Annotated in this window: 18 protein-coding genes and 1 pseudogene; 11 read left to right on the top strand and 8 right to left on the bottom strand. The window is 71.8% G+C overall.

The window, feature by feature from the left end; all coding sequences use genetic code 11:
- Window positions 1–41 precede the first annotated feature (41 nt).
- Together DTL70_RS00380 and DTL70_RS00375 are read right to left on the bottom strand one after the other, a co-directional pair.
- Entirely contained in the window at window positions 42–1076 is a 1035-nt protein-coding gene (locus DTL70_RS00380) for an acetylserotonin O-methyltransferase (RefSeq protein WP_245978859.1), read from the bottom strand.
- A gap of 77 nt (window positions 1077–1153) precedes the next feature.
- Window positions 1154–1765, bottom strand: a complete 612-nt coding sequence (locus tag DTL70_RS00375; protein WP_114019772.1) for a TetR/AcrR family transcriptional regulator — start codon at window positions 1763–1765, stop codon at window positions 1154–1156.
- Window positions 1766–2095: 330 nt separating this feature from the next.
- On the opposite strand from DTL70_RS00375, the gene DTL70_RS00370 reads away from it, so the two are divergent.
- From DTL70_RS00370 to DTL70_RS33350, 4 genes and pseudogenes are all read left to right on the top strand, one after another.
- Window positions 2096–5023, top strand: a complete 2928-nt coding sequence (locus DTL70_RS00370) for a penicillin acylase family protein (protein WP_114019771.1) — start codon at window positions 2096–2098, stop codon at window positions 5021–5023.
- 341 nt (window positions 5024–5364) lie between these two features.
- Window positions 5365–6420, top strand: a complete 1056-nt coding sequence (locus tag DTL70_RS00365) for a Ppx/GppA family phosphatase (protein ID WP_114019827.1) — start codon at window positions 5365–5367, stop codon at window positions 6418–6420.
- Between the two features lie 133 nt (window positions 6421–6553).
- Window positions 6554–7387 (top strand): annotated as a pseudogene (locus DTL70_RS00360) (SigB/SigF/SigG family RNA polymerase sigma factor); the annotation flags it as partial.
- Between the two features lie 657 nt (window positions 7388–8044).
- Window positions 8045–8215 carry a hypothetical protein gene (locus DTL70_RS33350; protein WP_181860704.1) on the top strand — a complete coding sequence of 57 codons (171 nt, stop codon included), beginning with the start codon at window positions 8045–8047 and terminating at the stop codon, window positions 8213–8215.
- A gap of 24 nt (window positions 8216–8239) precedes the next feature.
- Here DTL70_RS33350 and DTL70_RS00355 read toward each other — a convergent pair whose 3' ends face one another.
- Window positions 8240–8749 (bottom strand): DinB family protein, encoded by a 510-nt coding sequence (locus DTL70_RS00355; protein ID WP_114019769.1) that lies wholly within the window; start codon window positions 8747–8749, stop codon window positions 8240–8242.
- Window positions 8750–8966: 217 nt separating this feature from the next.
- On the opposite strand from DTL70_RS00355, the gene DTL70_RS00350 reads away from it, so the two are divergent.
- Window positions 8967–9725, top strand: a complete 759-nt coding sequence (locus DTL70_RS00350) for a S1 family peptidase (RefSeq protein ID WP_181860703.1) — start codon at window positions 8967–8969, stop codon at window positions 9723–9725.
- Between the two features lie 120 nt (window positions 9726–9845).
- On the opposite strand, the gene DTL70_RS00345 is transcribed toward DTL70_RS00350, so the two are convergent.
- Window positions 9846–11612 (bottom strand): PucR family transcriptional regulator, encoded by a 1767-nt coding sequence (locus DTL70_RS00345; RefSeq protein WP_114019768.1) that lies wholly within the window; start codon window positions 11610–11612, stop codon window positions 9846–9848.
- A 126-nt stretch (window positions 11613–11738) separates the two neighbouring features.
- On the opposite strand from DTL70_RS00345, the gene DTL70_RS00340 reads away from it, so the two are divergent.
- The 4 genes from DTL70_RS00340 to DTL70_RS00325 all read left to right on the top strand — a co-directional run bounded on the left by DTL70_RS00340 (window position 11739) and on the right by DTL70_RS00325 (window position 16941).
- Window positions 11739–13241 carry a CoA-acylating methylmalonate-semialdehyde dehydrogenase gene (locus DTL70_RS00340; protein WP_114019767.1) on the top strand — a complete coding sequence of 501 codons (1503 nt, stop codon included), beginning with the start codon at window positions 11739–11741 and terminating at the stop codon, window positions 13239–13241.
- Between the two features lie 43 nt (window positions 13242–13284).
- Window positions 13285–14640, top strand: a complete 1356-nt coding sequence (locus DTL70_RS00335; protein WP_114019766.1) for an aspartate aminotransferase family protein — start codon at window positions 13285–13287, stop codon at window positions 14638–14640.
- Between the two features lie 196 nt (window positions 14641–14836).
- On the top strand, window positions 14837–16576 hold the full coding sequence (gene ctaD, locus DTL70_RS00330) for an aa3-type cytochrome oxidase subunit I (RefSeq protein WP_114019765.1): 1740 nt from the start codon (window positions 14837–14839) through the stop codon (window positions 16574–16576).
- Window positions 16577–16581: 5 nt separating this feature from the next.
- On the top strand, window positions 16582–16941 hold the full coding sequence (locus DTL70_RS00325; protein ID WP_245978858.1) for a hypothetical protein: 360 nt from the start codon (window positions 16582–16584) through the stop codon (window positions 16939–16941).
- A 135-nt stretch (window positions 16942–17076) separates the two neighbouring features.
- Here DTL70_RS00325 and DTL70_RS00320 read toward each other — a convergent pair whose 3' ends face one another.
- The 3 genes from DTL70_RS00320 to DTL70_RS00310 all read right to left on the bottom strand — a co-directional run bounded on the left by DTL70_RS00320 (window position 17077) and on the right by DTL70_RS00310 (window position 18675).
- A complete protein-coding gene (locus DTL70_RS00320) occupies window positions 17077–17898 on the bottom strand; it encodes a rod shape-determining protein (protein ID WP_114019764.1) in 822 nt (273 codons plus the stop codon).
- Window positions 17895–18269, bottom strand: coding sequence for a TraR/DksA family transcriptional regulator (locus tag DTL70_RS00315; RefSeq protein WP_114019763.1), 375 nt, complete (start codon window positions 18267–18269; stop codon window positions 17895–17897). The genes DTL70_RS00320 and DTL70_RS00315 overlap by 4 nt, the downstream gene beginning before the upstream one ends.
- A gap of 82 nt (window positions 18270–18351) precedes the next feature.
- Window positions 18352–18675, bottom strand: a complete 324-nt coding sequence (locus DTL70_RS00310) for a TraR/DksA C4-type zinc finger protein (RefSeq protein ID WP_114019762.1) — start codon at window positions 18673–18675, stop codon at window positions 18352–18354.
- Window positions 18676–18994: 319 nt separating this feature from the next.
- Between DTL70_RS00310 and DTL70_RS00305 the strand changes: the two genes are divergently transcribed.
- Complete coding sequence (locus DTL70_RS00305) at window positions 18995–19957, top strand: HAMP domain-containing sensor histidine kinase (RefSeq protein ID WP_114019761.1); 963 nt, start codon at window positions 18995–18997, stop codon at window positions 19955–19957.
- Window positions 19950–20606 (top strand): response regulator, encoded by a 657-nt coding sequence (locus DTL70_RS00300; protein ID WP_114019760.1) that lies wholly within the window; start codon window positions 19950–19952, stop codon window positions 20604–20606. The genes DTL70_RS00305 and DTL70_RS00300 overlap by 8 nt, the downstream gene beginning before the upstream one ends.
- A gap of 60 nt (window positions 20607–20666) precedes the next feature.
- On the opposite strand, the gene DTL70_RS00295 is transcribed toward DTL70_RS00300, so the two are convergent.
- Window positions 20667–21092: a hypothetical protein gene (locus tag DTL70_RS00295; RefSeq protein WP_114019759.1), complete on the bottom strand. Its 426-nt coding sequence runs from the start codon at window positions 21090–21092 to the stop codon at window positions 20667–20669.
- Window positions 21093–21283: the final 191 nt, after the last annotated feature.

Genomic DNA, 21283 nt, shown 5'->3' with positions numbered 1-21283 from the left:
ATTCTCCGAGATTCATCTCACAGGGCGGGCGCCTGCGCGGCTCAGACCGCCTCCGCCTCGATGAGCGAAGAGAGGGACGGGGTCTCGGCGATGCGGTTGAGCCGGAACCCGGAACTGTCCAGCAGCATCCGGAAGTCCGCGGCGGTGCGCTCCCGGCCCCTGAGGACCATGAGCATGACGATGTCCAGGTCGAGTGCGGGGTGCGGGGTGCCGTCGTCCGGCAGCACCGCGTCGATCACCAGCAGGCGGGCGCCCGGCGTCATCGCCGCCCGCACGGCTCCGAGAATGCGCAGGCAGTCCTCGTCGGCCCAGTCGTGGAGGACGTTCTTGAGGAGGTAGAGGTCACCGCCCGCGGGCACCGCGGTGAAGAAGTCGCCGCCCTCGGTGCTCCAGCGCCCCTCCAGCTCCGGTGCGTCCAGCAGGTGTTCGGCGACGGTCCCCGGCCGGTCGTAGAGCACGCCGGTCAGGCCGGGGAAGCGGGTGAGGAGGTCGCGCAGAAGCCCGCCCCTGCCGCCGCCGACGTCGACGACCTTGCCGCTGTCCGGGAACGGGTAGCCGTCGGTGATGTGTGCGTTGACGGTGCCGGGACGCGAGGTCATCGCGGCGTCGAAGAGCCGGCTCTTGTCGGGCGCCGCGGCCAGGTGATCGAAGAAGGAACAGCCGTAGGCCGCGTCGAAGCCGGGCTCTCCGCTGCGCACGGCGCCGGGGATACCGGCCGCGGCCAGGCGGAACATCTCGTCCGTGAACATCAGGACGGGGGCGTGCTGCGAGCCGGGGACGTCCGTGCGCAGGGCCGTCCCGCTGTCGGTGAGGGTGAAGGCGCCGTCCTCCTCGTGGAAGAGACCGCGCGCGGCCAGCAGCCGCAGCACCCGGCGCAGCGGATCGGCCCGGGTGCCCGAGCGATCGGCCAGTTCTTCCGCGGTGCGGGGCCCGTCCGCGAGAAGGTCGGCGATCTTGTGCTCCACGACGGCGCGCAGGGCCGAGGCGTGGATGTGCCCGTACATCAGGTCGCGCAAAGGGCCGACGGGGGCGGGTGCCGGCACGCCGGTCGGCTGGTCGTCCTGGGTGGAGGTCACCGGTTCGCTCCTGTCTTCGGGTGTGTCACACCACCGTCGCCGACCGCGGTGGGGCGTAGGCGTCCGTGACACGCGGCTCATCGCTCGGGGGCGTCCCGGTGCGCCAGGAGAGAGACGACGTGTGCGGCGAGCGCGTCGAGGACGGCGGCGGCGCCCTCGCCGTCACCGAGGACGAGGTAGTTGAGAGTGAGGCCGTCGATCATCGAGGCGAGGTAGCGCACCAGGGTCTCGGGCGGAACGAGGAGCCGCAGGCCGAGGTCCGCGCACAGGTGCTCGATGAGGTCGCGGTTGGCGGCAGCGTACTGCTCGTACTGGCGCCTGGCCAGGTACTCGAAGCCGGGCTGGCGCAGGGCGTACTGGGTGAGTTCGTAGGTGAGCATGTGCTCGTCGGGGTGGGCGAGCACATGGCCCCAGTAGGTGTCGAGCGCGGCCCTGACGCTCTGGCGCATGTCGTCGGTGGGCTGGATGCGTGCGGCGACGGGCGTCACCGAGTGCGCGGTGATCGTCTCCATGACGTCCTCGATCAACGCCTGCTTGGAGTCGAAGCAGTAGTGGAAGACGCTGAGCGAGACGCCGGCCTCGGCGCAGATGGAGCGGGTCGTCGCCCGTGCGACACCGTCGCGGGTCATCACGCGGATGGCCGCTTCCACCAGTTGTCTGCGCCGTTGCGTCGACGGCAGCCGTTCCATGGTCGGCTTCCTCCTCGGGTCCGGGCCGGCTCGCCGCGGACGGCGACGGTGAAAGTTGCGTGGAGGCCGTGCGGGGAGCCGGGGGCGGTCTCGTACGGCGGGCTTCAACGGGACGCGGGCTGCCTGGGTTTGGGCGACTGGGGCCCGATTTGTGCGCGGTGGATACGGGCAGAGAGCAGCTTGAGGGTCCGTCAGGGCACCTGGGCAGGTCAAGCGTCCGGGACGGTTGACCTGGTCATCCGGCGCCCGCATTCTGTGCCGGTCACAGGACGCGGCAGGCCGGCCTCGCGGCGCGCCCCGTCGAGCAGCGATCGTCTGGAGGAGCGCCAGATGCGGAAACGATGGACCGGCCTGGTCACGGCAGCCTGTCTGGTGGTGACCGCGGCACCCTCGCTCGCGGTCGCCGCTCCCACCGCGCGCGCCGCGCCGGAGCGTAGCGGCGCGACGCCCTCTGAGGTGACGGACTACTGCGAGGGGCAGTGCCACGACATCCTGCCGCCAGGGCAGAACGGCTCGGCCACCGCGGCGCAGATCATCCTCAACAAGATCACCGGCGCCAAGCCCAAGCACACCGACGACCAGTTGGGCAAGTACGCCGACCTGGTGGACAACTACGCGGGCCTGACCAACGGCAAGCTCAGCACCTTCTTCAACGACGCCTCCTTCGGTGTCCCCGACGACCAGGTGGAGAGCCGGAAGAACCCGGGCGGACGCAAGGACGTCACCATCACCCGGGACACGACCGGGATTCCGCACATCAAGGGGACGACCCGCGCCGGCACGGAGTACGGGGCCGGGTACGCGGCCGGCCAGGACCGGCTGTGGATGATGGACGTCTTCCGGCACATCGGCCGCGGCCAACTGACCTCCTTCGCGGGCGGCGCCGAGGGCAACCGGCAGTTGGAGCAGCAGTTCTACCTGGGCGGCGCCTACAAGGAGAGCGAGCTGAAGGCACAGGTCGACCGGGTACGCGACTCCGGGCCGCGGGGACGGCAGGCCTACGAGGACGTCACCGCCTACCTGAAGGGGCTCAACCGGTACATCGACGAGGCGAAGAAGGGACTGTACTTCCCCGGCGAGTACGACCTGACCGGCAACGCCAACATCCTCACCGGCGAGGGGATCGAGCCGTTCGAGCCCACCGACCTGGTCGCCATCGGCACCGTCATCAGCGCCCTGTTCGGCGCGGGCGGTGGTGAGCAGGTCGCCGCCGCCCTCGTCAAGCAGGCCGCCCAGCACAAGTACGGCAAGGAAAAGGGCGAGAAGGTCTACCAGGCCTTCCGGATGCAGAACGACCCGGAGGCCGACCTCACCCTCCACGACGGCCAGCGGTTCGACTACGCGGCCAGCCCCGAGAACCCGCACGGGGTCGCCATGCCCGACCCGGGCTCGGTGAGCAAGCAGCAGGTCGTCTACGACCCCACGGGATCAGCCGCGGACGGTGCGAAGGCCAAGGCGAAGGGGAAGGGGAAGGGGAAGCGGAAGGCCGACGGGGGAACCGGCGGTGAGGAGGGCGGTGCCGCCGCCGACGAGGCGCGGGACCGCTCGGACACCGCGAAGGCCAACCTCCGCCACAAGCCGAAGCTGGCGAAGGCCAAGGGGACACTGTCCGACGGCGTCCTTCCCAAGGACCTCTTCTCGCGCAAGCACGGCATGTCCAACGCCCTCGTGGTCTCCGGCAAGCACACCGACACCGGCAACCCCGTGGCCGTCTTCGGCCCGCAGACCGGCTACTTCGCACCGCAGTTGCTGATGCTCCAGGAGATCCAGGGCCCCGGTCTCAGCGCCCGTGGCGCCGCCTTCGCCGGACTCAACCTGTACGTGCAGCTCGGGCGCGGCCAGGACTACGCCTGGAGCGCCACCTCGGCCAACCAGAACATGACCGACACCTACGCCGTCGACCTGTGCAACACCGACGGCAGCCCCGCGACGAAGAACTCGACCGCGTACATGTTCCACGGAACCTGCACGCCGATGGAGAAGCTCGTCCGCGAGAACGCCTGGAGCCCGACCATCGCCGACGGCACCGAGAAGGGCTCGTACAAGCTGGTCGCGCACCGGACGAAGTACGGGGTGGTCCGCTACCGGGCCACCGTCGACGGCAAGCCGGTCGCGTACACCACGCTGCGCTCCACCTACCGGCACGAGGTCGACACGCTGATCGGCTTCCAGATGTTCAACGACCCCGAAGCGGTGAAGGGGCCCGAGAGTTTCCAGAAAGCCGCCTCGAAGATCGGCTACACCTTCAACTGGTTCTACGCCGACGCCGAGCACACGGCCTACTACAACTCCGGCCTCAACCCGACGCGCAGTCCTGGGGTGGATCCGAACCTGCCCATCAGGGCGAGCGAGAAGACCGAGTGGCGGGACTGGGACCCGGAGACCAACACGGTCCCGAACACGCCCTTCGGCGAGCATCCCAACGACATCGACCAGGACTACTACGAGTCCTGGAACAACAAGATCGCCAAGGGATACACCGTGGCCGGCTTCGGCGACGGGCCCGTCTACCGCAGCGATCTCCTCGACAACCGGATCAAGGATCTGATCAGCGACGGCAAGAAGGTCTCGCGCGCCTCCCTGACCCGCGCCATGGAGGACGCGGCCGTCACCGACCTGCGCGGCGAGGCGCTACTGCCCGAACTGCTGAAGGTCATCGACACCGAGAAGATCACGGACCCCGGCCAGAAGGAGGCCGTCGACGGCCTCCGCAGCTGGCTCGAGGACGGTGCGGAGCGCAAGGAGACCGGCCCCGGCAGCAAGACCTATGCCCACTCCGACGCCATCCGGCTGATGGACGCCTGGTGGCCGCTGCTGGTCGAGGGCGCGTTCCGTCCCGCCCTGGGAGGGGAACTCTACGACGCGCTGACGAACGCGCTGCAGGTCGACGAGACGCCCTCCACCCCAGGCGACGGCGTGGCCCACAAGGGCTCGGCCTTCCAGCACGGATGGTGGTCCTACGTGCACAAGGACCTGCGCAACGTCCTGGGCGAGAAGGTACCGGGCGCGGCACCGCGGAAGTTCTGCGGCGCGGGTGACGTGGCACAGTGCCGTGCGACCCTGCTGAGCACGCTTGCCGAGGCCGCGAAGACCCCGGCGGAGACGACGTACCCGGGTGACGACGTGTGCGAGGCGGGCGATCAGTGGTGCGCCGACTCCATCCAGCAGCGTCCGCTGGGCGGCATCACCGACGATCTGACCAACTGGCAGAACCGCCCGACCTACCAGCAGGTGGTGCAGTTCCCCGCACACCGGTGAGCTGAGGCGGCGGGACCCGAAGGGCGGCCCGGCAGCGGAGGGGTACCGGCAGGGCCGGTACCCCTCCCTCGTGTCCCTCGTGCTGCGGTCCGTCGCGGCTTCCGGATCGGACCGAAACGCCTCCTGGGCGGCATGGCGGCCGCGCGGACGGGTACCGGTGGTCAGCGAGTACCCTGCGGTGACGGGCGCGTAGTGCGTACTTCGCGGTGACGGGCGGCGGGATGCGGCCGGGAGGCCGGCGGGACGAGGAGGAGTACCGGAAGGCAGGCCACTGCCTTCGCGGTCATCCGCGCGAGCCTTCGCGGTGGGTGCCGACAAGGAGGCTCGAGGCGATGGCAGGCGTGCGGCTGGGTGTGCTGGACGTGGGGTCGAACACCGTACGGCTGGAGATCGCGGACGCGGACGGCGCGGCGCCCCTCCCCCTCCACACGGCCAAGTACCCGCTGCGGCTGGCCGACGACGTGGCCGAGGACGGCCGGCTGCCAGGTGACGCGGTCGCCCGGCTGGTCGAAGCCGCGGCGGCGGCGCGGGACGAGGCCCGCAGGTGGGGAGTGCGCCGGCTGATGGCGTTCGCCACCGCCATCGTGCGCCACGCGCCCAACCGCGAACAGGTGCTGCGAGCCGTGCGCGAGGAGGCGGGGATCGACCTGAAGGTGATGTCCGGTGACCGGGAGGCCGAACTGACGTTCCTGGCGGCCCGCCGCTGGATGGGCTGGCGCGCCGGTTCCCTCGTCCTCATCGACATCGGCGGCGGCTCCGCCGAGGTGGCCTTCGGCCGCGCCGGGCTCCCGGACTTCGCCGTGTCCCTGCCGCTGGGAGCCCGTCACCTGACGCGCGAGCACTTCGGTGCGGCGGACCCGCCCGCGCGCGACGCGGTCAAGGCGCTGCGCCGCCAGGTCAGGCACCAACTCCGGGACGTGGCCGCCCGGATCCGCTGGGAGGAACCGCACACGGCCGTCGCCACCTCCCGCACCTTCCAGCAACTGGCCCGGCTGTGCGGGGCCGCGCCGGGACGCAAGGGCCCCTTCGTGCCGCGCTGGTTGGACCGCGGCCGGCTCGGGCGGCAGATCGGGACGCTGGCCGAGCTGCCCGCGGCCGAACGCGCCCGCCTTCCGGGGGTCTCACCGGCCCGCGCGGGACAGATCCTGGCGGGCGCCGTGACCGCCCACGCCGCGATGGGACTCCTCGGCCTGGAGCAGCTGCTCATCTGTCCGTGGGCGCTGCGCGAAGGCGTACTCCTGGAACATCTCGAGGGCTCAGAGCCCGCCCTCGCGGGCGATCCGGAAGGCGGGGTGCCGCACGAGAGGCGCGCGGACGGCTCACCGGCCCGGGCCACCGCGGTCAGAGGGGAACACGTGGGCGACGACGCGCGCGCGTACGAGAGGGTTCACCCGTGAGTGGCCGGGTGGCCGGATCCGGACGGGCCGGGAAGATGGCGCGCCGATGGGTGACATGCAACGGCGCGCGGTGGGCAGGTGTCGTGACACAGTCGTGACCTGGGCCAGCCGGAACGCGTATGGAGGCGAAGCCATGAGGGTGACCGATCTTACGGACAGCGGGAGCATCGAGGCCGGGGAAGCCGGTCCTTCCTTCCCGCTCGGGAATCCGGCCCAGGTCTCTCCCCGGGACGCGCGCACGCTGACGCAGGAGTTCCTCGCCCGTCTGGACGCGCTGGAGGAGGGCACCCGCGAGTACAGCTACGTCCGCGACACGCTGATCGAGATGAACCTGTCCCTGGTGCGCTACGCCGCCTCCAGGTTCCGCTCCAGCGGCGAGGAGATGGACGACATCGTCCAGGTCGGCACCATCGGACTCATCAAGGCCATCGACCGCTTCCAGGTCTCCCGCGAACTGGCCTTCACCACCTTCGCGGTGCCCTACATCGTCGGAGAGATCAAGCGCTTCTTCCGCGACACCACCTGGGCCGTCCACGTCCCCCGCCGCCTCCAGGAAGCCCGCGCCCAACTCGTGCGCGCCGCCGAGGAACTGCGCTCCCGACTCGATCGCGAACCGACGGTCGCCGAACTGGCCGCGCTCATGTCACTGGCGGAAAGCGAGGTCGTCGAAGCGCAGAAGGCCTCCAACGGCTACACCACCTCCTCCCTCGACACCACCTCGACCGGTGACGACGACACCGCCCTCGCCCACCGCATCGGCTCCCCCGACCCGGCACTCGCACTGGTCGAGGACTTCCACGCCCTCGCCCCTCTCATCTCCGCCCTCGACGAACGCGACCGGAAGCTCCTCCACTACCGCTTCGTCGACGAGCTCACCCAGACCGAGATCGGCGAACGCCTCGGGGTCACCCAGATGCACGTCTCCCGCCTCCTGAACCGGCTCCTCGGCCGCCTCCGCGACGGCATGACGCCCGCCGGAGAGGCGACCACCCAGCCGCCGCACCGGCCCGGCACGGCGGCCGCCCCGCCGGCCGCGGCCGCGTCGCCGCCCGCCCCGCGCAGGGAGCCGGCCCCTTCCTCCGACGCGCCGGCCGCCGACGCCCGCGACGACGGGGATCTGGTGGGTCTGCGCCAGGTCCCCGCGCACCTGCCCGAGACCACGCTGGCGGCACTGCGCTGGGCGCGCGCCAACGATCCCGCCTTCCCCTCCGCGTCGGGCAAGCGCGGCAACGCGCTGCTCTACGGCCTCGGCGACCTGCGGCACTGGGCGGCCAACCGGCCCCGTGCGGGGGCCTCGGGCGGACACCGGCGCGGACAGCCGTCCGGCCAGGTGGCGGCGGAACCCGGGGAGGGTTCCGGGCGGGAGTGAGCACGGCCGCCGAGGTCAGGTGATCTCGCGGACGGTCCCGGCGGCGGCCGGGTGCCGCGCCGTGTCCGGCCGGGTGCCGCGCCGTGTCCACGAGGGCGACGGTGAAGGGGTGGCGCGGCGAGGCCGGCAGTCGCGCTCCGGGCACACGCATGCGCGCTCCCGTGCCAGGGCACCCGGTGTCCGCCGTACGAGGCGACGTGCGGTGGAACGGACGGCGAGACGTGAGGCGGAATCGCCGCGGAAAGGAGTACGCAGGTGAACGAGCACGACAAGCCCACGCGCACCGCGGTGGAGGAGACGGAGGAGGAAGTGTGGGAAGCGCTGACCCACGTCGAGGAGGAAGACGAGCACACCGGCGAGGCGGGGGACGCGTTGCGCCCCGACCGTGAGGCCCAGGAGCAGGCGTACGGGGAGCCGGACGACTGACCTCTCCGGCTCCTCCCCCGCGGCTCAGGCGCCGACGGTCCCGTCGACACCCTCACGCAGAAGGTCCGCGTGTCCGTTGTGGCGGCCGTACTCCAAGAGCACGTGCACCATCACCATCCGCAGCCACACCTCCTCGCTCCATCTGGGCTGATACCCGGACTGATCCAGGGACCGCGCCTCCCGCTCGATACGGCGCGAGGCGGCCACCTCCGCGTCCCAGGCAGCCAACGCCTCGCTTCTGGTCGACGCGCTCGCGTCGTACGCCGCCTGGAAGTCGGTGTCCTCGGACCAGACCATGGGCGCGCCGTTGTCCTCGAACACCCGGCGGAACCACGCACGCTCCACCTCGGCCATGTGCCGCACCAGACCGAGCAGCGACAGCGTGGACGGCGGCATCGACCGCTGCCGCAGCTCCTCGTCGGTCAGCCCCTCGCACTTCATGGCGAGGGTCGCGCGGTGGTAGTCGAGGAAAGCCCGCAGCATGGCGCGTTCGCTTCCGAAACGGGGCGGTCCTGTACGGGTCTGGCTGGTCATGTGCCGTGCTCCTCATCCGCGCCTGCGTCGATGGCCCCGTCTCCCGCTGACGGAGGCCGGAAGCACCGCTGTGGCCGCGGCACCCAAGCCCCGGCCCATAACGCGGCGTTATGAGAAAACGGTATTACCCGCGTCCCCTCGGTTTCCGGAATCCTGGGCCCGTATTCCCCTGGCCTCCACGCGCCGGACACAGGCGCGTCTTCGGAAACGAGGAATCTTGCGGATCACCAGGCTACTCCCCACACTCATAGCCGCCTTACTCGCGGCTCTCACCCTCCAAACCGCCGCGGCGGCCGAGGACCGCTCTGCCGACGAGGGGGCGCGGGCCGCCGTCGCGACGAAGGCCCACGATCTCCAGGACGGGCAGCAGCCGATCATCGGCGGCGGCTACGCACAGAGCGGACCGTGGGCGGCGCGGTTGTTCTCGGGCGGCAGGCAGACGTGCAGTTCGACGATCATCGCCCCCACCTGGATCCTCACCGCCAAGCACTGCGTCAGCGGCGGCGCGCTGTCCTTCCGCGTCGGCAGCCTCGACCAGACGAGCGGCGGCACCACGGCGAACGGTACGCAGGTGAGCACCCACCCGTCGGCCGACCTGGCGCTGGTCCGCCTCGACCGGTCCGTCTCGACGACCTACGCGACGCTCGGCGACCCGGGCACCGTCTCGGTCGGCCAGACGGTGCAGGTCTACGGCTGGGGTGCGACCTCGCGGTGCGGTCAGGAGATCAACTGCCAGTCCCGCTACCTCAAGGTGGCGAACGTGGTGGTGACCGGGGGATGCAGGGACGCCTACAACGGCTCGGCGATCTGCGCCCGCCGCGGTGACGGCATCACCGCGGGCGGCGACTCGGGCGGCCCCATGATGGCGGGCGGCGCCCAGGTCGGTGTCGCCTCCACCAGCGACCGGCAGACCACCACGGCGTACACCAACGTGACCCAGTACCGCTCCTGGATACGGTCGGTCGCCGGCGTCTGACCCTCGCACCCCGCCGGCACGCGCCTCCCCTCCCCGCCGGCCCACACCCTCCTTGCCCGCGGCCCGCGCTCCGACAGCTCCCGTACGCCCGTACGAAGGCCTCGCCAGGCCTTGTGCCGCTCACGGCGTGCGGGTGTGCGGAGCGACCAGGTCGCGGGTGAGGAGGGCCACGTAAAGGCAGGCACGCGACTCGGGGTCCTCCAGATCCACGCCGAGCAGGCGCTCGATCGCGGCGATCCGGGTGTACAGCGTCGGCCTGCTGAGCCGGGTGCGCCGCGCCAGGGCGTTCTTGTTGCCGTTCACCGCGAGGTAGTCGCGCAACAGGCCGAGCAGTCCCGGACCGTTGCGCGCCTCGTCCTCCAGGATCCGGTACAGCTCCGTCTCCGCGAACGCCTGGAGGTGCCGGTTGTCCCGCAGCAGGGACAGCAGCCCCCGCAGCCGCAGGTCCGCGCTGCGGTGGAAGGGCCGCTCCGCGCCGTCCATCCCGGCGGCGACCTCCGCGATGTGGGCGGCCTCCGGCAGCCGCCGTGCGGCGGCCACGAGCGAGGAGGCGCCGTGTCCCACGCCGATGCGCCGGTGCTGTCCGTCCCCGTGCTGCCCCGAGCCGGGGAGCTGCTGGTCCAGTAGCCCGGCGAAGCGCTCCAGCAGCCGGTCCTCCTGTGTCGGTGCCGCGCAGGAGAACAGCACGCGGATCTCGCCGGTGTGGTTCGCGGTGACCAGGGCGGAGATACCGGCGGCCTTGGCGGCGCGGATGACGGCCTCCAGATGGCGCCGGTCGCGGCGCTGGACGTCGAGCGGGTCGGCGGCCGGCGGGTGGGCGAAGCGCAGCGCCAGCGGAAGGTAGCGGGCGCCAGGGCGCAGTCCGACCGCCTCGGCGCGGGCCAGTGCCTCCGGCTCTCCCGGGACGCGGCCCTCGGCGAGGTCGTTGAGGAGCCCGCCCTGGGCCCTCCGCTCGACGTCGGCCTGGTCCTGCTCGGCCATCAGGCGCAGCGACAGCGCCTGGGCCGCCCGTTCGAGGACCATCCGCACCCGGGGCGCCCGGCCGCCGTCCGTCCCCCGGGCGTCCGGCATCACGAGCCGGCCCCACACCCGCTGGTGCACGACGACGGGTGTGTGCAGCCAGTCCTCGCCGCCGCCGATACCGGTGCGGTCCAGCTCGGGCACCAGCCGGGACCGCCTCTCCCAGCCCGTCAGCAGATCGACGGTGGAGCCGCCGGGGCCCGGGGTGGAGGCGAGCACGCGGTGGGCGACGTCCTCGAAGACGACGGCCGTGCCCGAGAGCGCGGCGGCGCGTCCCACGACCGTCTCCAGCGCGGCGTGTTCGAGGCTCAGCGTGGTGAACGCCTCGTGCGTCCGCTGGGCGAACTTGAGCTCTTCGTAGTGCTCGTTGACGATCTGGCTGTGCACGGCCTCGGTCACGTCCACGAAGCGCACCTCATGGCGCAGGAGGATCACGGGGAACCGCAGCCCTTCGGCGGCCCGCGCGAGGGCCGCCGCCCGGTCCTCTCCGTCCCCGCCGCCTCCGCCGTCCCCGTCCGCGCCGCTCCCGCCGCCCGGCGAGGGACCCGCGCCGCTTTCCGGCCGCTCACTCGACCCGGCCAGGTGGCCGCCCGCCGCGCCCACGGCCTCGATCACCACTCCTGCCGCCCCCGCCGCGTCCAGCCGGGCGAGGTAGGCGGCCAGGCCCGGCTCGTCCCGGGCCCCGGCGGGTCCCTCCGCGGTGGTGAGCACGAGCTCGCCACCGCGCAGCAGCCCCGTCAAATCGGTGAGCTGGCTCACGTGCACCCACCGCACCGGCCGAGAGAGGTGCTCGGCACCGGCGATGACCTGCGGGAAGCCCGCGCGCAGCGGCTCCAGCGCGAGGACGTCACGGACGAAGAGAGGCATTGCCACAGTGTAAAAGAACGTCCGCACTTTCTTACGCTGTGCAGGAGAACGGCAGCCCTCTCGGCGCCCATAGTGGCCCGTGCGGCCCGCGGAGAGTCCCGGCCGCACGGGCTTGGGAGGTCCTGGATGAGCACGACTGTCACGACGATTCCGCACTGGGTCGGCGGCGAGGAGTTCCTGCCCGCCGCCACCCGCACGAGCGAGGTCTTCGACCCGGCGACCGGTGAGGCCACCAAGAACGTGGCGCTGGCCACCGAGGACGACGTCGCGACGGCGGTCGCCGCGGCCCGTGCGGCGTTCCCGGCCTGGCGCGACACCTCGCTGGCGAAGCGCACCCAGGTGCTCTTCGCGTTCCGTGAGCTGCTCAACGCCCGCAAGGGGGAGCTGGCCCGGATCATCACCGCCGAGCACGGCAAGGTGCTCGACGACGCGCTGGGCGAGGTCACCCGCGGTCTGGAGGTCGTGGAGTTCGCCTGCGGCATCGCGCACCTGATGAAGGGCGGGATGACGGAGAACGCCTCCACGAAGGTGGATGTGGCCTCCATCCGGCAGCCGCTGGGCCCGGTCGCGGTCATCAGCCCGTTCAACTTCCCCGCCATGGTCCCGATGTGGTTCTTCCCCGTGGCCGTCGCGACGGGCAACACGGTGATCCTCAAGCCGTCCGAGAAGGACCCGTCTGCCGCCAACTGGCTCGCGGCGCTGTGGGCCGAGGCGGGGCTGCCCGACGGCGTCTTCAACGTCGTCCACGGCGACAAGACGGCCGTGGACGCGCTGTGCGACCACCCGGACATCAAGGCGGTCTCCTTCGTCGGCTCCACCCCGATCGCCCGGTACGTCTACGAGCGCGGCACCGCGGCGGGCAAGCGCGCCCAGGCGCTGGGCGGCGCGAAGAACCACATGGTCGTCCTGCCCGACGCGGACCTGGACGTGGCCGCCGACGCCGCCGTCAACGCGGGCTTCGGCTCGGCCGGTGAACGCTGCATGGCCGTCAGCGCCCTCGTCGCCGTCGGGAACATCGCCGACGAGCTGGTGGCGAAGATCGCCGCGCGCGCCACGGCGCTGCGGACCGGCGACGGGCGGCGGGGCTGCGACATGGGCCCACTCGTCACGGGCGCCCACCGCGACAAGGTCGCCTCCTACGTCCAGGCCGGTGCCGAGCAGGGCGCCACCCTCGTCGTGGACGGCCGCGAGGTGACGGCCGACGGCGGCACCGAGGGCTTCTGGCTCGGGCCGACCCTCGTCGACCACGTGACACCGGACATGTCCGTCTACACGGACGAGATCTTCGGCCCGGTGCTCTCGGTGCTGCGCGTCGAGTCCTACGACGAGGCGCTGGAGCTGGTCAACGCCAACCCGTACGGCAACGGCACCGCCATCTTCACCAACGACGGCGGCGCGGCCCGCAGGTTCCAAAACGAGGTCGAGGTCGGCATGGTGGGCATCAACGTGCCGGTGCCGGTGCCCATGGCCTACTACTCCTTCGGCGGCTGGAAGAGCTCCCTGTTCGGTGACACCCACGCGCACGGTGCCGAGGGCGTGCACTTCTACACGCGCGGCAAGGTCGTCACCTCGCGCTGGCTCGACCCGAGCCACGGCGGCATCGACCTCGGCTTCCCGCAGAACGTCTGACACCTCTCGCGGAAGAGAGCACCCGCGGAAAGAGAGCACCCGCATGACCGAACCCCTCATCGACACCGCCGCCGCGGCACGCGCGTACGAGCTCGACCGCGCCCACGTCTTCCACTCCTGGTCGGCCCAGGCCCGGATCGACCCCATGGTCGTCTCCGCGGCACGCGGCAGCTATGTCTGGGACGGCGAGGGCACCAGGTATCTGGACTTCTCCAGCCAGCTGGTCAACACCAACATCGGACACCAGCACCCCCGGGTGGTCGAGGCCATCAAGGCGCAGGCCGACCGGCTGTGCACCATCGCCCCGCAACACGTCAACGACCAGCGCTCGGAGGCCGCCCGGCTGATCTGCGAGCTGACCCCCGGCGCGCTCGACAAGGTGTTCTTCACCAACGGCGGCGCCGACGCCATCGAGCACGCCGTGCGCATGGCCCGCCTGCACACCGGGCGCTACAAGGTGCTCTCGGGCTACCGCTCGTACCACGGCGGCACGAGCACGGCCATCAACCTCACCGGGGACCCGCGCCGCTGGCCCAACGACTACGGGGCCGCCGGCACCGTCCACTTCTTCGGTCCCTTCCCCTACCGCTCCCCCTTCCACTCCAGCAGCCCCGAGGAGGAGACCGAGCGGGCGCTGCGGCACCTGGAAGAGGTCATCGCCTTCGAGGGGCCCGACTCCTTCGCCGCGATCGTGCTGGAGTCCGTGCCGGGTACGGCGGGCATCATGCCGCCGCCGCCCGGCTACCTGGCAGGCGTGCGGGCGCTGGCCGACCGGTACGGCATCGTCTTCGTCGCGGACGAGGTCATGGCCGGTTTCGGGCGCACAGGACGGTGGTTCGCCATCGAACGCGACGGCGTCGTCCCCGACCTGATGACCTTCGCCAAGGGCGTCAACTCCGGCTACGTGCCGCTGGGCGGCGTCGCGCTGGGCGACCGGATCGCCGACACCTTCGCCGAACGGCCCTTCCCCGGCGGGCTCACGTACTCGGGCCACCCGCTGGCCACCGCGGCGGCCGTCGCCACGATCAACGTCATGAAGGACGAGGGCGTGGTGGAGAACGCGGACCTGATCGGCGAGACCGTGCTGGGCCCGGGGCTGCGCGAGCTGGCTGAGCGCCACCCCTGCGTCGGCGAGGTGCGGGGCATGGGCGTCTTCTGGGCCCTGGACCTGGTCGGCGACCGGGCGACGAAGGAGCCGCTGGCCCCGTACGGGGGCACGAGCGCCGCCATGACGGAGCTCGTCGCCGCCTGCAAGGCCGGCGGGATGATCCCGATGACCAACTACCACCGTCTGCACGTCGTACCGCCGTGCACCATCAGCGCCGACGAGGCGCGAGAGGGCCTGGAGGCCCTGGACAAGGCGCTCACCGTGGCCGACCGCCACACGGTGGACGGCTGATCCGCCCCCGGCCTCCTGCGCGCCCACGAATGGCCGAATGAGCGCGCGGGAGGCCGGGACACGCTGTAGTTGCCCGCGAGCACTGCTGGGCGCGCCCCACGTGCGAGGGCGACGCGCCGCGCTTCAATCCCCCGCTTCCGGCCGCGCCCGGCGAACAGTCCGCAACGGGCATCAGGACACGGGAAGAGGGCGGAAGGTGGCAGTACACACGGAGGCGACGGAGGCACACACGCCTCGGGAGCCTCGGCAGCGGAAGCCCGGAAACGTCGTGGTCGCGTGGCTCACCACGACGGACCACAAGAAGATCGGCTCGCTGTACATGATCAGCGCGTTCGTCTTCTTCCTGCTGGGCGGGTTGATGGCGCTGTTGATGCGGGCGGAGCTCGCACGCCCCGGCACGCAGGTGCTCTCCAACGAGCAGTACAACCAGGCTTTCACGATGCACGGCACCGTGATGATGCTCTTCTTCGCCACGCCCCTGTTCGCCGGATTCGCCAACGCCATCATGCCGTTGCAGATCGGCTCCCCCGACGTGGCCTTCCCCCGGCTGAACATGCTCTCCTACTGGCTGTACCTGTTCGGCGGGCTCATCGCCATCGCCGGGTTCCTCACCCCGCAGGGCGCCGCCGACTTCGGCTGGTTCGCCTACACCCCGCTCTCCGACGCCATCCGCTCCCCCGGTTTGGGCGCCGATCTGTGGGTGATGGGCCTGGCGCTCTCCGGCTTCGGCACGATCCTGGGCGCCGTCAACTTCGCGACCACCATCATCTGCATGCGTGCCCCGGGGCTGACCATGTTCCGGATGTCGATCTTCACCTGGAACGTCCTGCTCACCAGCGTCCTGGTGCTCATGGCCTTCCCCGTGCTGGCCGCCGCGCTGTTCGCGCTGGAGGCCGACCGCAAGTTCGGCGCGAACGTCTACAGCGCCGAGAACGGCGGGCCGCTGCTGTGGCAGCACCTCTTCTGGTTCTTCGGGCACCCCGAGGTCTACATCATCGCGCTGCCCTTCTTCGGCATCGTCTCCGAGATCATCCCCGTCTTCGCCCGCAAGCCGATGTTCGGATACGTCGGACTGATCGGGGCCACCATCGCCATCGCCGGGCTGTCGGTGACGGTGTGGGCCCACCACATGTTCGTCACCGGGGGCGTACTACTGCCGTTCTTCTCCTTCCTCTCGTTCCTCATCGCGGTACCGACCGGTGTGAAGTTCTTCAACTGGATCGGCACCATGTGGAAGGGTTCGCTGTCCTTCGAGACGCCCATGCTGTGGACCACGGGCTTCCTGGTGACGTTCCTGTTCGGCGGGCTGACGGGCGTGCTGCTGGCCTCCCCGCCGATGGACTTCCACGTCTCCGACTCCTACTTCGTCGTCGCGCACTTCCACTACGTCGTCTTCGGCACGGTCGTCTTCGCCATGTTCGCCGGCTTCTACTTCTGGTGGCCGAAGTTCACGGGCAAAATGCTCGACGAGTACTGGGGGAAGGTCCACTTCTGGCTTCTGTTCGTCGGATTCCACCTGACCTTCCTGGTCCAGCACTGGCTCGGCGCGGAAGGCATGCCCCGCCGGTACGCCGACTACCTGGACGCCGACGGGTTCACCGCGCTCAACACCCTCTCCAGCATCGGCGCCTTCCTGCTCGGCGCCTCGACGCTGCCGTTCCTGTTCAACGTGTGGAAGACCGCCAGGACCGCCCCCGTCGTGGACCACGACGATCCGTGGGGCTACGGCCGCTCCCTCGAATGGGCCACCTCCTGTCCGCCCCCGCGCCACAACTTCCTGGCGCTGCCACGCGTACGCTCCGAGTCGCCCGCCTTCGACTTCCACCACCCCGAGGTCTCCCAACTCGACCAGGCGGAGTGGGCAGGCCGCCGCGACGCCGTCGAACCCGGCGCGGGTGTCGCACCACCGCTCGGCCGCGACCAGGACCGGGACTGAGACCGGTGCGCGCCACCGCCCCCACCGCGCGGCAGACCGCGGCGGACATCAACCGGATCGAGGGATACCTGCTGCTCCAGGCCGAACGCGGCGAAGCCGAGGCACAGGCCGAGGCCTTCGCCGCGCGCATGCCCTGGCTCACCGCCGGACAGCGGGAGGAGGTCGTACGCCTCTACACCGCGGACCGGATGGCCCTCACCCGCCGCGTGCTGCACGGCCTCACCGAGCGCTGCGCCGAACTGCGCGAGGAGTACACCGCCCGCTACCTCCAGCTCCGGCGCCGGGTCCTGGCCCGCGCGACGCTCGCGCTGCTGCTGGGCGGCGCGCTGGTCACCGGCGCGTGCTTTCTCGACGGGCTCCGCTGAGACGGGGCGGGGCCGCCACGGCGTCGGCGGCCCCGCGCCCCGGGCCGCGGCGATCCGATGCCGTTGCGGCTCACGGTCTCGGGGAGCCCGCGGTGGCTCGGCGGTCTCGTGGCGTCGCGGCCCCGCGGCCGGGCGTCAGTTCGCCGGTGTGGCCGGCGGTGCGGTGCCCCTGAGGGAGGGGTGGTTGCGGGCGGAGCGCAGCAGGGTGGCGGCGCCGCGGACGGCCGCGGTGTGCGGTGCGGGGACCGCCGTGACGCGGGCACCCAGCCCCTCGGCAAGGCGCGGGGTGATGCCGGGGGACAGTGCGCCGCCCCCGGCCAGCACGACACCCCGCTCGAGCGCGTCCGCGGCGTTCGAGGTGCCGTCCTGCTCGCGCATCGCCCCGACCATGGTGGCCACCGCGTCGATCAACTGGGTCGCGGTGGTCGTCCCGTCGAGGTCGCCGGTGCCCAGCGCGGCGCGGCGGGCGTCGAACACCGCTCCCCGGGCCAGCAGCACCGCTTCGGTGAGATGGGCACCGATGTCCACGACGAGCAGGGGGCGGCTCAGGTCGGCTCCGGCGGCCAGCGCGACGGCCCGTGCGGTGGGGATGGTCAGCACGGTGCGCGGCCGCAGGACCTCGACCGCGGTGCGCGCGTCGTTCCGGTAGGCCACCCCGTCCAGCACCGGAGCGGTCAGCACGACCAGGGGCCGGCCGAACCGGGGCAGTCGGCGACTGAGCATACGGTCGAGCAGCCGGGCCGTTCCCGCCGTGTCCACGATGGTGCCCCGCTGGATGGGCCGGCTGGCCGAGGTCCCGGGGAAAGCGACCGTGGGCACGTCGAGAACGCGCTGGCGTCCCGCCACCAGCGCGCGGGTACGGGCGCTGCCCAGATCGAGGGCGACACCCGAGCACCGCAGGCACAGCGGCCAGACACTGCCGGGTCCCGTGGGCGGTACCCGGTGCGAGGCGGTCATCGGTCCCCTCCCCTCACCTGCTGGCAGCGGCCGCAGTAACGGGCCTGCGGCACGATCATCAGGCGTTCCAGCGCGATGGCACGCCGGCACAGGTGGCAGGTGCCGTAGCAGCCCTCTTCCATCCGGTGCAGCGCCGCCTCCACGTCGACGAGAACCATCCGGGCGCAGGCGGCGAGCTGGCGGCGGACCTCGGCCTGTGCCGCCACCTGCCGTCCGGGCCGCGGGCCTCTCCAGGGAGCGGGGGCCGCCGCGAGCCGGCGCAGCTGCTCGCGGCGGAAGAGCCGCTGCTCGCGCAGGTTCGCGGCGAGCGTCGCCAGGTCGTCCGCTCCCAGGGCGGTCCTGCGGTCGTCGATGGATGTGTTGTGCACCACGTCACCCCTTGGACAGGGCGGGAGAGTCATCGGAAGGCGGGAGAGTCATCTGGAGGACAGAGCGCGGAGGGCCGGGAAGCGGTCAGTTCACACGGCCCTGGCAGCCGACGCAGAAACGGACGTAGGGAAGGATCTCAAGACGCTCAGCCGGAATGGTCTTCGCGCAGGACATGCAGGTTCCGTAGGTGCCGGCGTGCACCCTTCCGAAAGCGGCTTCGATCTCCGCCAGTACGCGCTCGATGGCCTCCTTCTGCACGGAGCCGAGGTGGGCGTCCGCGTCGGAGCCGGCCGCGTCGAGAGCCTTCAGCTGGGTGAGGCGTGCGTTGCGCTCGTGTTCGAGGCGCTGGCCGGCCTCCTGTGTGGTGAGCCGTGCGGCAGCGGCGGGCCGGGCTGTCTCGAACGACATGGCGGTTCCTTGTCTGCGGGTGGGGCGTGGCGCCCGGTCGGTGCTGCGGCACTGCTGTGCCGCCATTCCACCGTGACCGATGCGGGCGGAAAGTCCCATGGGGCGCGGCACCCATATCCGCCGCGGATCAGGACCCATCTGCACCGGCCCGGGTCGAAGGGCAGGCGCGTCGGCGGCCCTGAGCCGGGGCCATCGGCGCAGGTCCGGCGGGCTTCGGGGGCGAACGGTCGAGCACTCCGGGCGGGTGGGCGTGCGCCGTGCCCGCACGGCGATGACGGATAGTGGGTGCCGTACCCGCGAAGAAGGAGGCGTGAGCCCGGTGTCCCTGTTCTGGCGGATCTTCGCCCTCAATGCCGTGGTGCTCGGCACCGCCACGGCATTGCTGCTGTGGGCCCCCGTGACCGTCTCCGTCCCCGTGGTGCTGACCGAGGCGCTGATCCTGCTGGGCGGCCTGGCCGTGATGCTGGTCGCCAACGCGGCGCTGCTGCGCGTCGGACTCGCCCCGCTGGACCGGCTGACGCGGCTGATGACGACCGTCGACCTGCTGCGGCCGGGACAGCGGCTGCCCGTTCCGGGACCCGGCGGGATCGCCGAGCTGATCCGCACCTTCAACGCGATGCTCGACCGGCTGGAGAGCGAGCGTGCGACCAGCAGCGCCCGCGCCCTCGTGGCGCAGGAGAGCGAACGGCGCCGGATCGCCCAGGAACTCCACGACGAGGTCGGCCAGAGCATGACCGCCGTGCTGCTGGAGCTCAAGCGGGCGGCGGACCGCGCGCCCGAACCGCTGCGCGAGGACCTCCTGCTGGCCCAGGAGACCACGAGGGACAGCCTGGACGAGGTCCGCCGGCTGGCACGCAGGCTGCGCCCCGGGGTCCTCGAGGACCTCGGTCTGGTCAGCGCCCTGACCTCTCTCGCCGGCGACTTCGCCACCCACACCGGGCTGGGCGTACAGCGCCGTCTGGCCACCGACCTGCCGCCGCTGGACTGGGAGACGGAACTGGTCCTCTACCGCATCGCCCAGGAGGGTCTGACCAACGTGGCCCGCCACTCCGGAGCCGACCGCGCCGAGGTGGCCGTGGACCGCACGGGCGAGACGGTCGTCCTCTCCGTCACCGACAACGGCCGCGGTATGGGCGTGGCCACGGAAGGCGCCGGCATCCGCGGAATGCGCGAGCGTGCCCTGCTCATCGGCTCTCACCTGGACATCACCCCCGCCCCTGGCGGCGGGACCCGGATCCGGCTGACCGTCCCCACCACAGGAAAGCGCCCCGCCCATGTCTGACAACCAGGTCCGGATCCTCCTCGCCGACGACCACACCCTCGTCCGCCGCGGCGTGCGCCTGATCCTGGACGGCGAGCCGGACCTGAAGGTCGTGGCCGAGGCGGGTGACGGGGCCGAGGCCCTCGCTCTGGCGCGCACCGAGGAGTTCGACCTCGCGGTGCTCGACGTCGCCATGCCCCGGATGACCGGGCTGCAGGCGGCGCGGGAGCTGTCGGCGCTCAAGCCGGGCGTGCGGACGCTGATGCTGACGATGCACGACAACGAGCAGTACTTCTTCCAGGCGCTGAAGGCCGGAGCCTCGGGCTACGTCCTCAAGTCGGTCGCCGACCGCGACCTGGTCGCCGCCTGCCGTGCCGCGATGCGCGACGAACCGTTCGTCTACCCGGGCGCCGTGACCGCGCTCATCCGCACCTACCTCGAACACGTCCGCCGCGGCGACGAATCGCCCGACCAGGTGCTCACGGCGCGGGAGGAGGAGGTCCTCAAGCTCGTCGCGGAGGGGCACTCCTCCAAGGAGATCGCCGCGCTGCTGTTCATCAGCGTCAAGACGGTGCAGCGGCACCGGGCGAACCTGCTGCACAAGCTCGGTCTGCGCGACCGTCTGGAGCTCACCCGCTACGCCATCCGGTGCGGCCTGATCGAGCCCTGAGCCGCCGGTGCCCCGCCGCGTACGCCCCACGGGCCGCGGCGTGCGGCACACGATCCGACATCACCGTGCGAGTCCGCTGCGAGGGAGGGGGCGGGGAATGAGCCGAACGTCGCGCCCCGCGCCACCGCGTGGCCGCGCCTGCCGGGTGAGGGCGCTTCTCGCCCTGTTCGCGGCTTTCCTGGCGCTCTGGGCGGGCCTGGCCGGCGACGCGGGTACGGGGAACGGGCCGCGGCCCACCCCTGCCGCACCCGTCTCCGCCACCTCGGCCTTCGCTGCCGCCTCCGCCTCGTCCGCCCCTTCGGCCTCTCCAGCCGCCTCGGCCTTCTCCGTCCCCTCGGCCTCGCCCGTCGAGGAGGCGTGCACGCAGCCGGACGAGGAGTGCGCGGCCCCGCGCGCCGCCGCGGCGTGGGCCCACTCCGCCGGCGGCAGGGAGCGACCGCACTCCCCGCCCCATCCGGCGGCCGCGCTCCCCTCCGCGCCTCTCATCCGTCCCGCACCCCCGAGCCCGTGGCCGACGTCCTGCGCCCGTGACGTGCCGGACGGAGAACAGCAGCCCACGCACCGGGGCCGCAGCCCTCCCCCTCCTCCAGGCAGCTGAACCTTTCGCTCTTACCCCACTTTCCCCTTTCTTCCTTCTGCCGCTGCGCCCTGCCGTGGCCGCGGCATGCCTGTTGGAG

Source organism: Streptomyces diacarni, assembly GCF_003323715.1.
Taxonomy (GTDB): Bacteria; Actinomycetota; Actinomycetes; order Streptomycetales; family Streptomycetaceae; genus Streptomyces; species Streptomyces diacarni.
Note: the sequence above shows the minus strand (reverse complement) of the source record. Positions and strands in the feature narration are given on the sequence as shown.

Excerpts from the sequence above, each read along its gene's own strand:
- DTL70_RS00345 (WP_114019768.1), bottom strand. The coding sequence starts at position 11,612 with ATGCCTCTCTTCGTCCGTGACGTCCTCGCGCTGGAGCCGCTGCGCGCG.
- DTL70_RS00340 (WP_114019767.1), top strand. The coding sequence starts at position 11,739 with ATGAGCACGACTGTCACGACGATTCCGCACTGGGTCGGCGGCGAGGAG.
- DTL70_RS00375 (WP_114019772.1), bottom strand. The coding sequence starts at position 1,765 with ATGGAACGGCTGCCGTCGACGCAACGGCGCAGACAACTGGTGGAAGCG.
- DTL70_RS00320 (WP_114019764.1), bottom strand. The coding sequence starts at position 17,898 with ATGACCGCCTCGCACCGGGTACCGCCCACGGGACCCGGCAGTGTCTGG.
- DTL70_RS00300 (WP_114019760.1), top strand. The coding sequence starts at position 19,950 with ATGTCTGACAACCAGGTCCGGATCCTCCTCGCCGACGACCACACCCTC.
- DTL70_RS00310 (WP_114019762.1), bottom strand. The coding sequence starts at position 18,675 with ATGTCGTTCGAGACAGCCCGGCCCGCCGCTGCCGCACGGCTCACCACA.
- DTL70_RS00295 (WP_114019759.1), bottom strand. The coding sequence starts at position 21,092 with ATGAGAGGCGCGGAGGGGAGCGCGGCCGCCGGATGGGGCGGGGAGTGC.
- DTL70_RS00335 (WP_114019766.1), top strand. The coding sequence starts at position 13,285 with ATGACCGAACCCCTCATCGACACCGCCGCCGCGGCACGCGCGTACGAG.
- DTL70_RS00370 (WP_114019771.1), top strand. The coding sequence starts at position 2,096 with ATGCGGAAACGATGGACCGGCCTGGTCACGGCAGCCTGTCTGGTGGTG.
- DTL70_RS00355 (WP_114019769.1), bottom strand. The coding sequence starts at position 8,749 with ATGACCAGCCAGACCCGTACAGGACCGCCCCGTTTCGGAAGCGAACGC.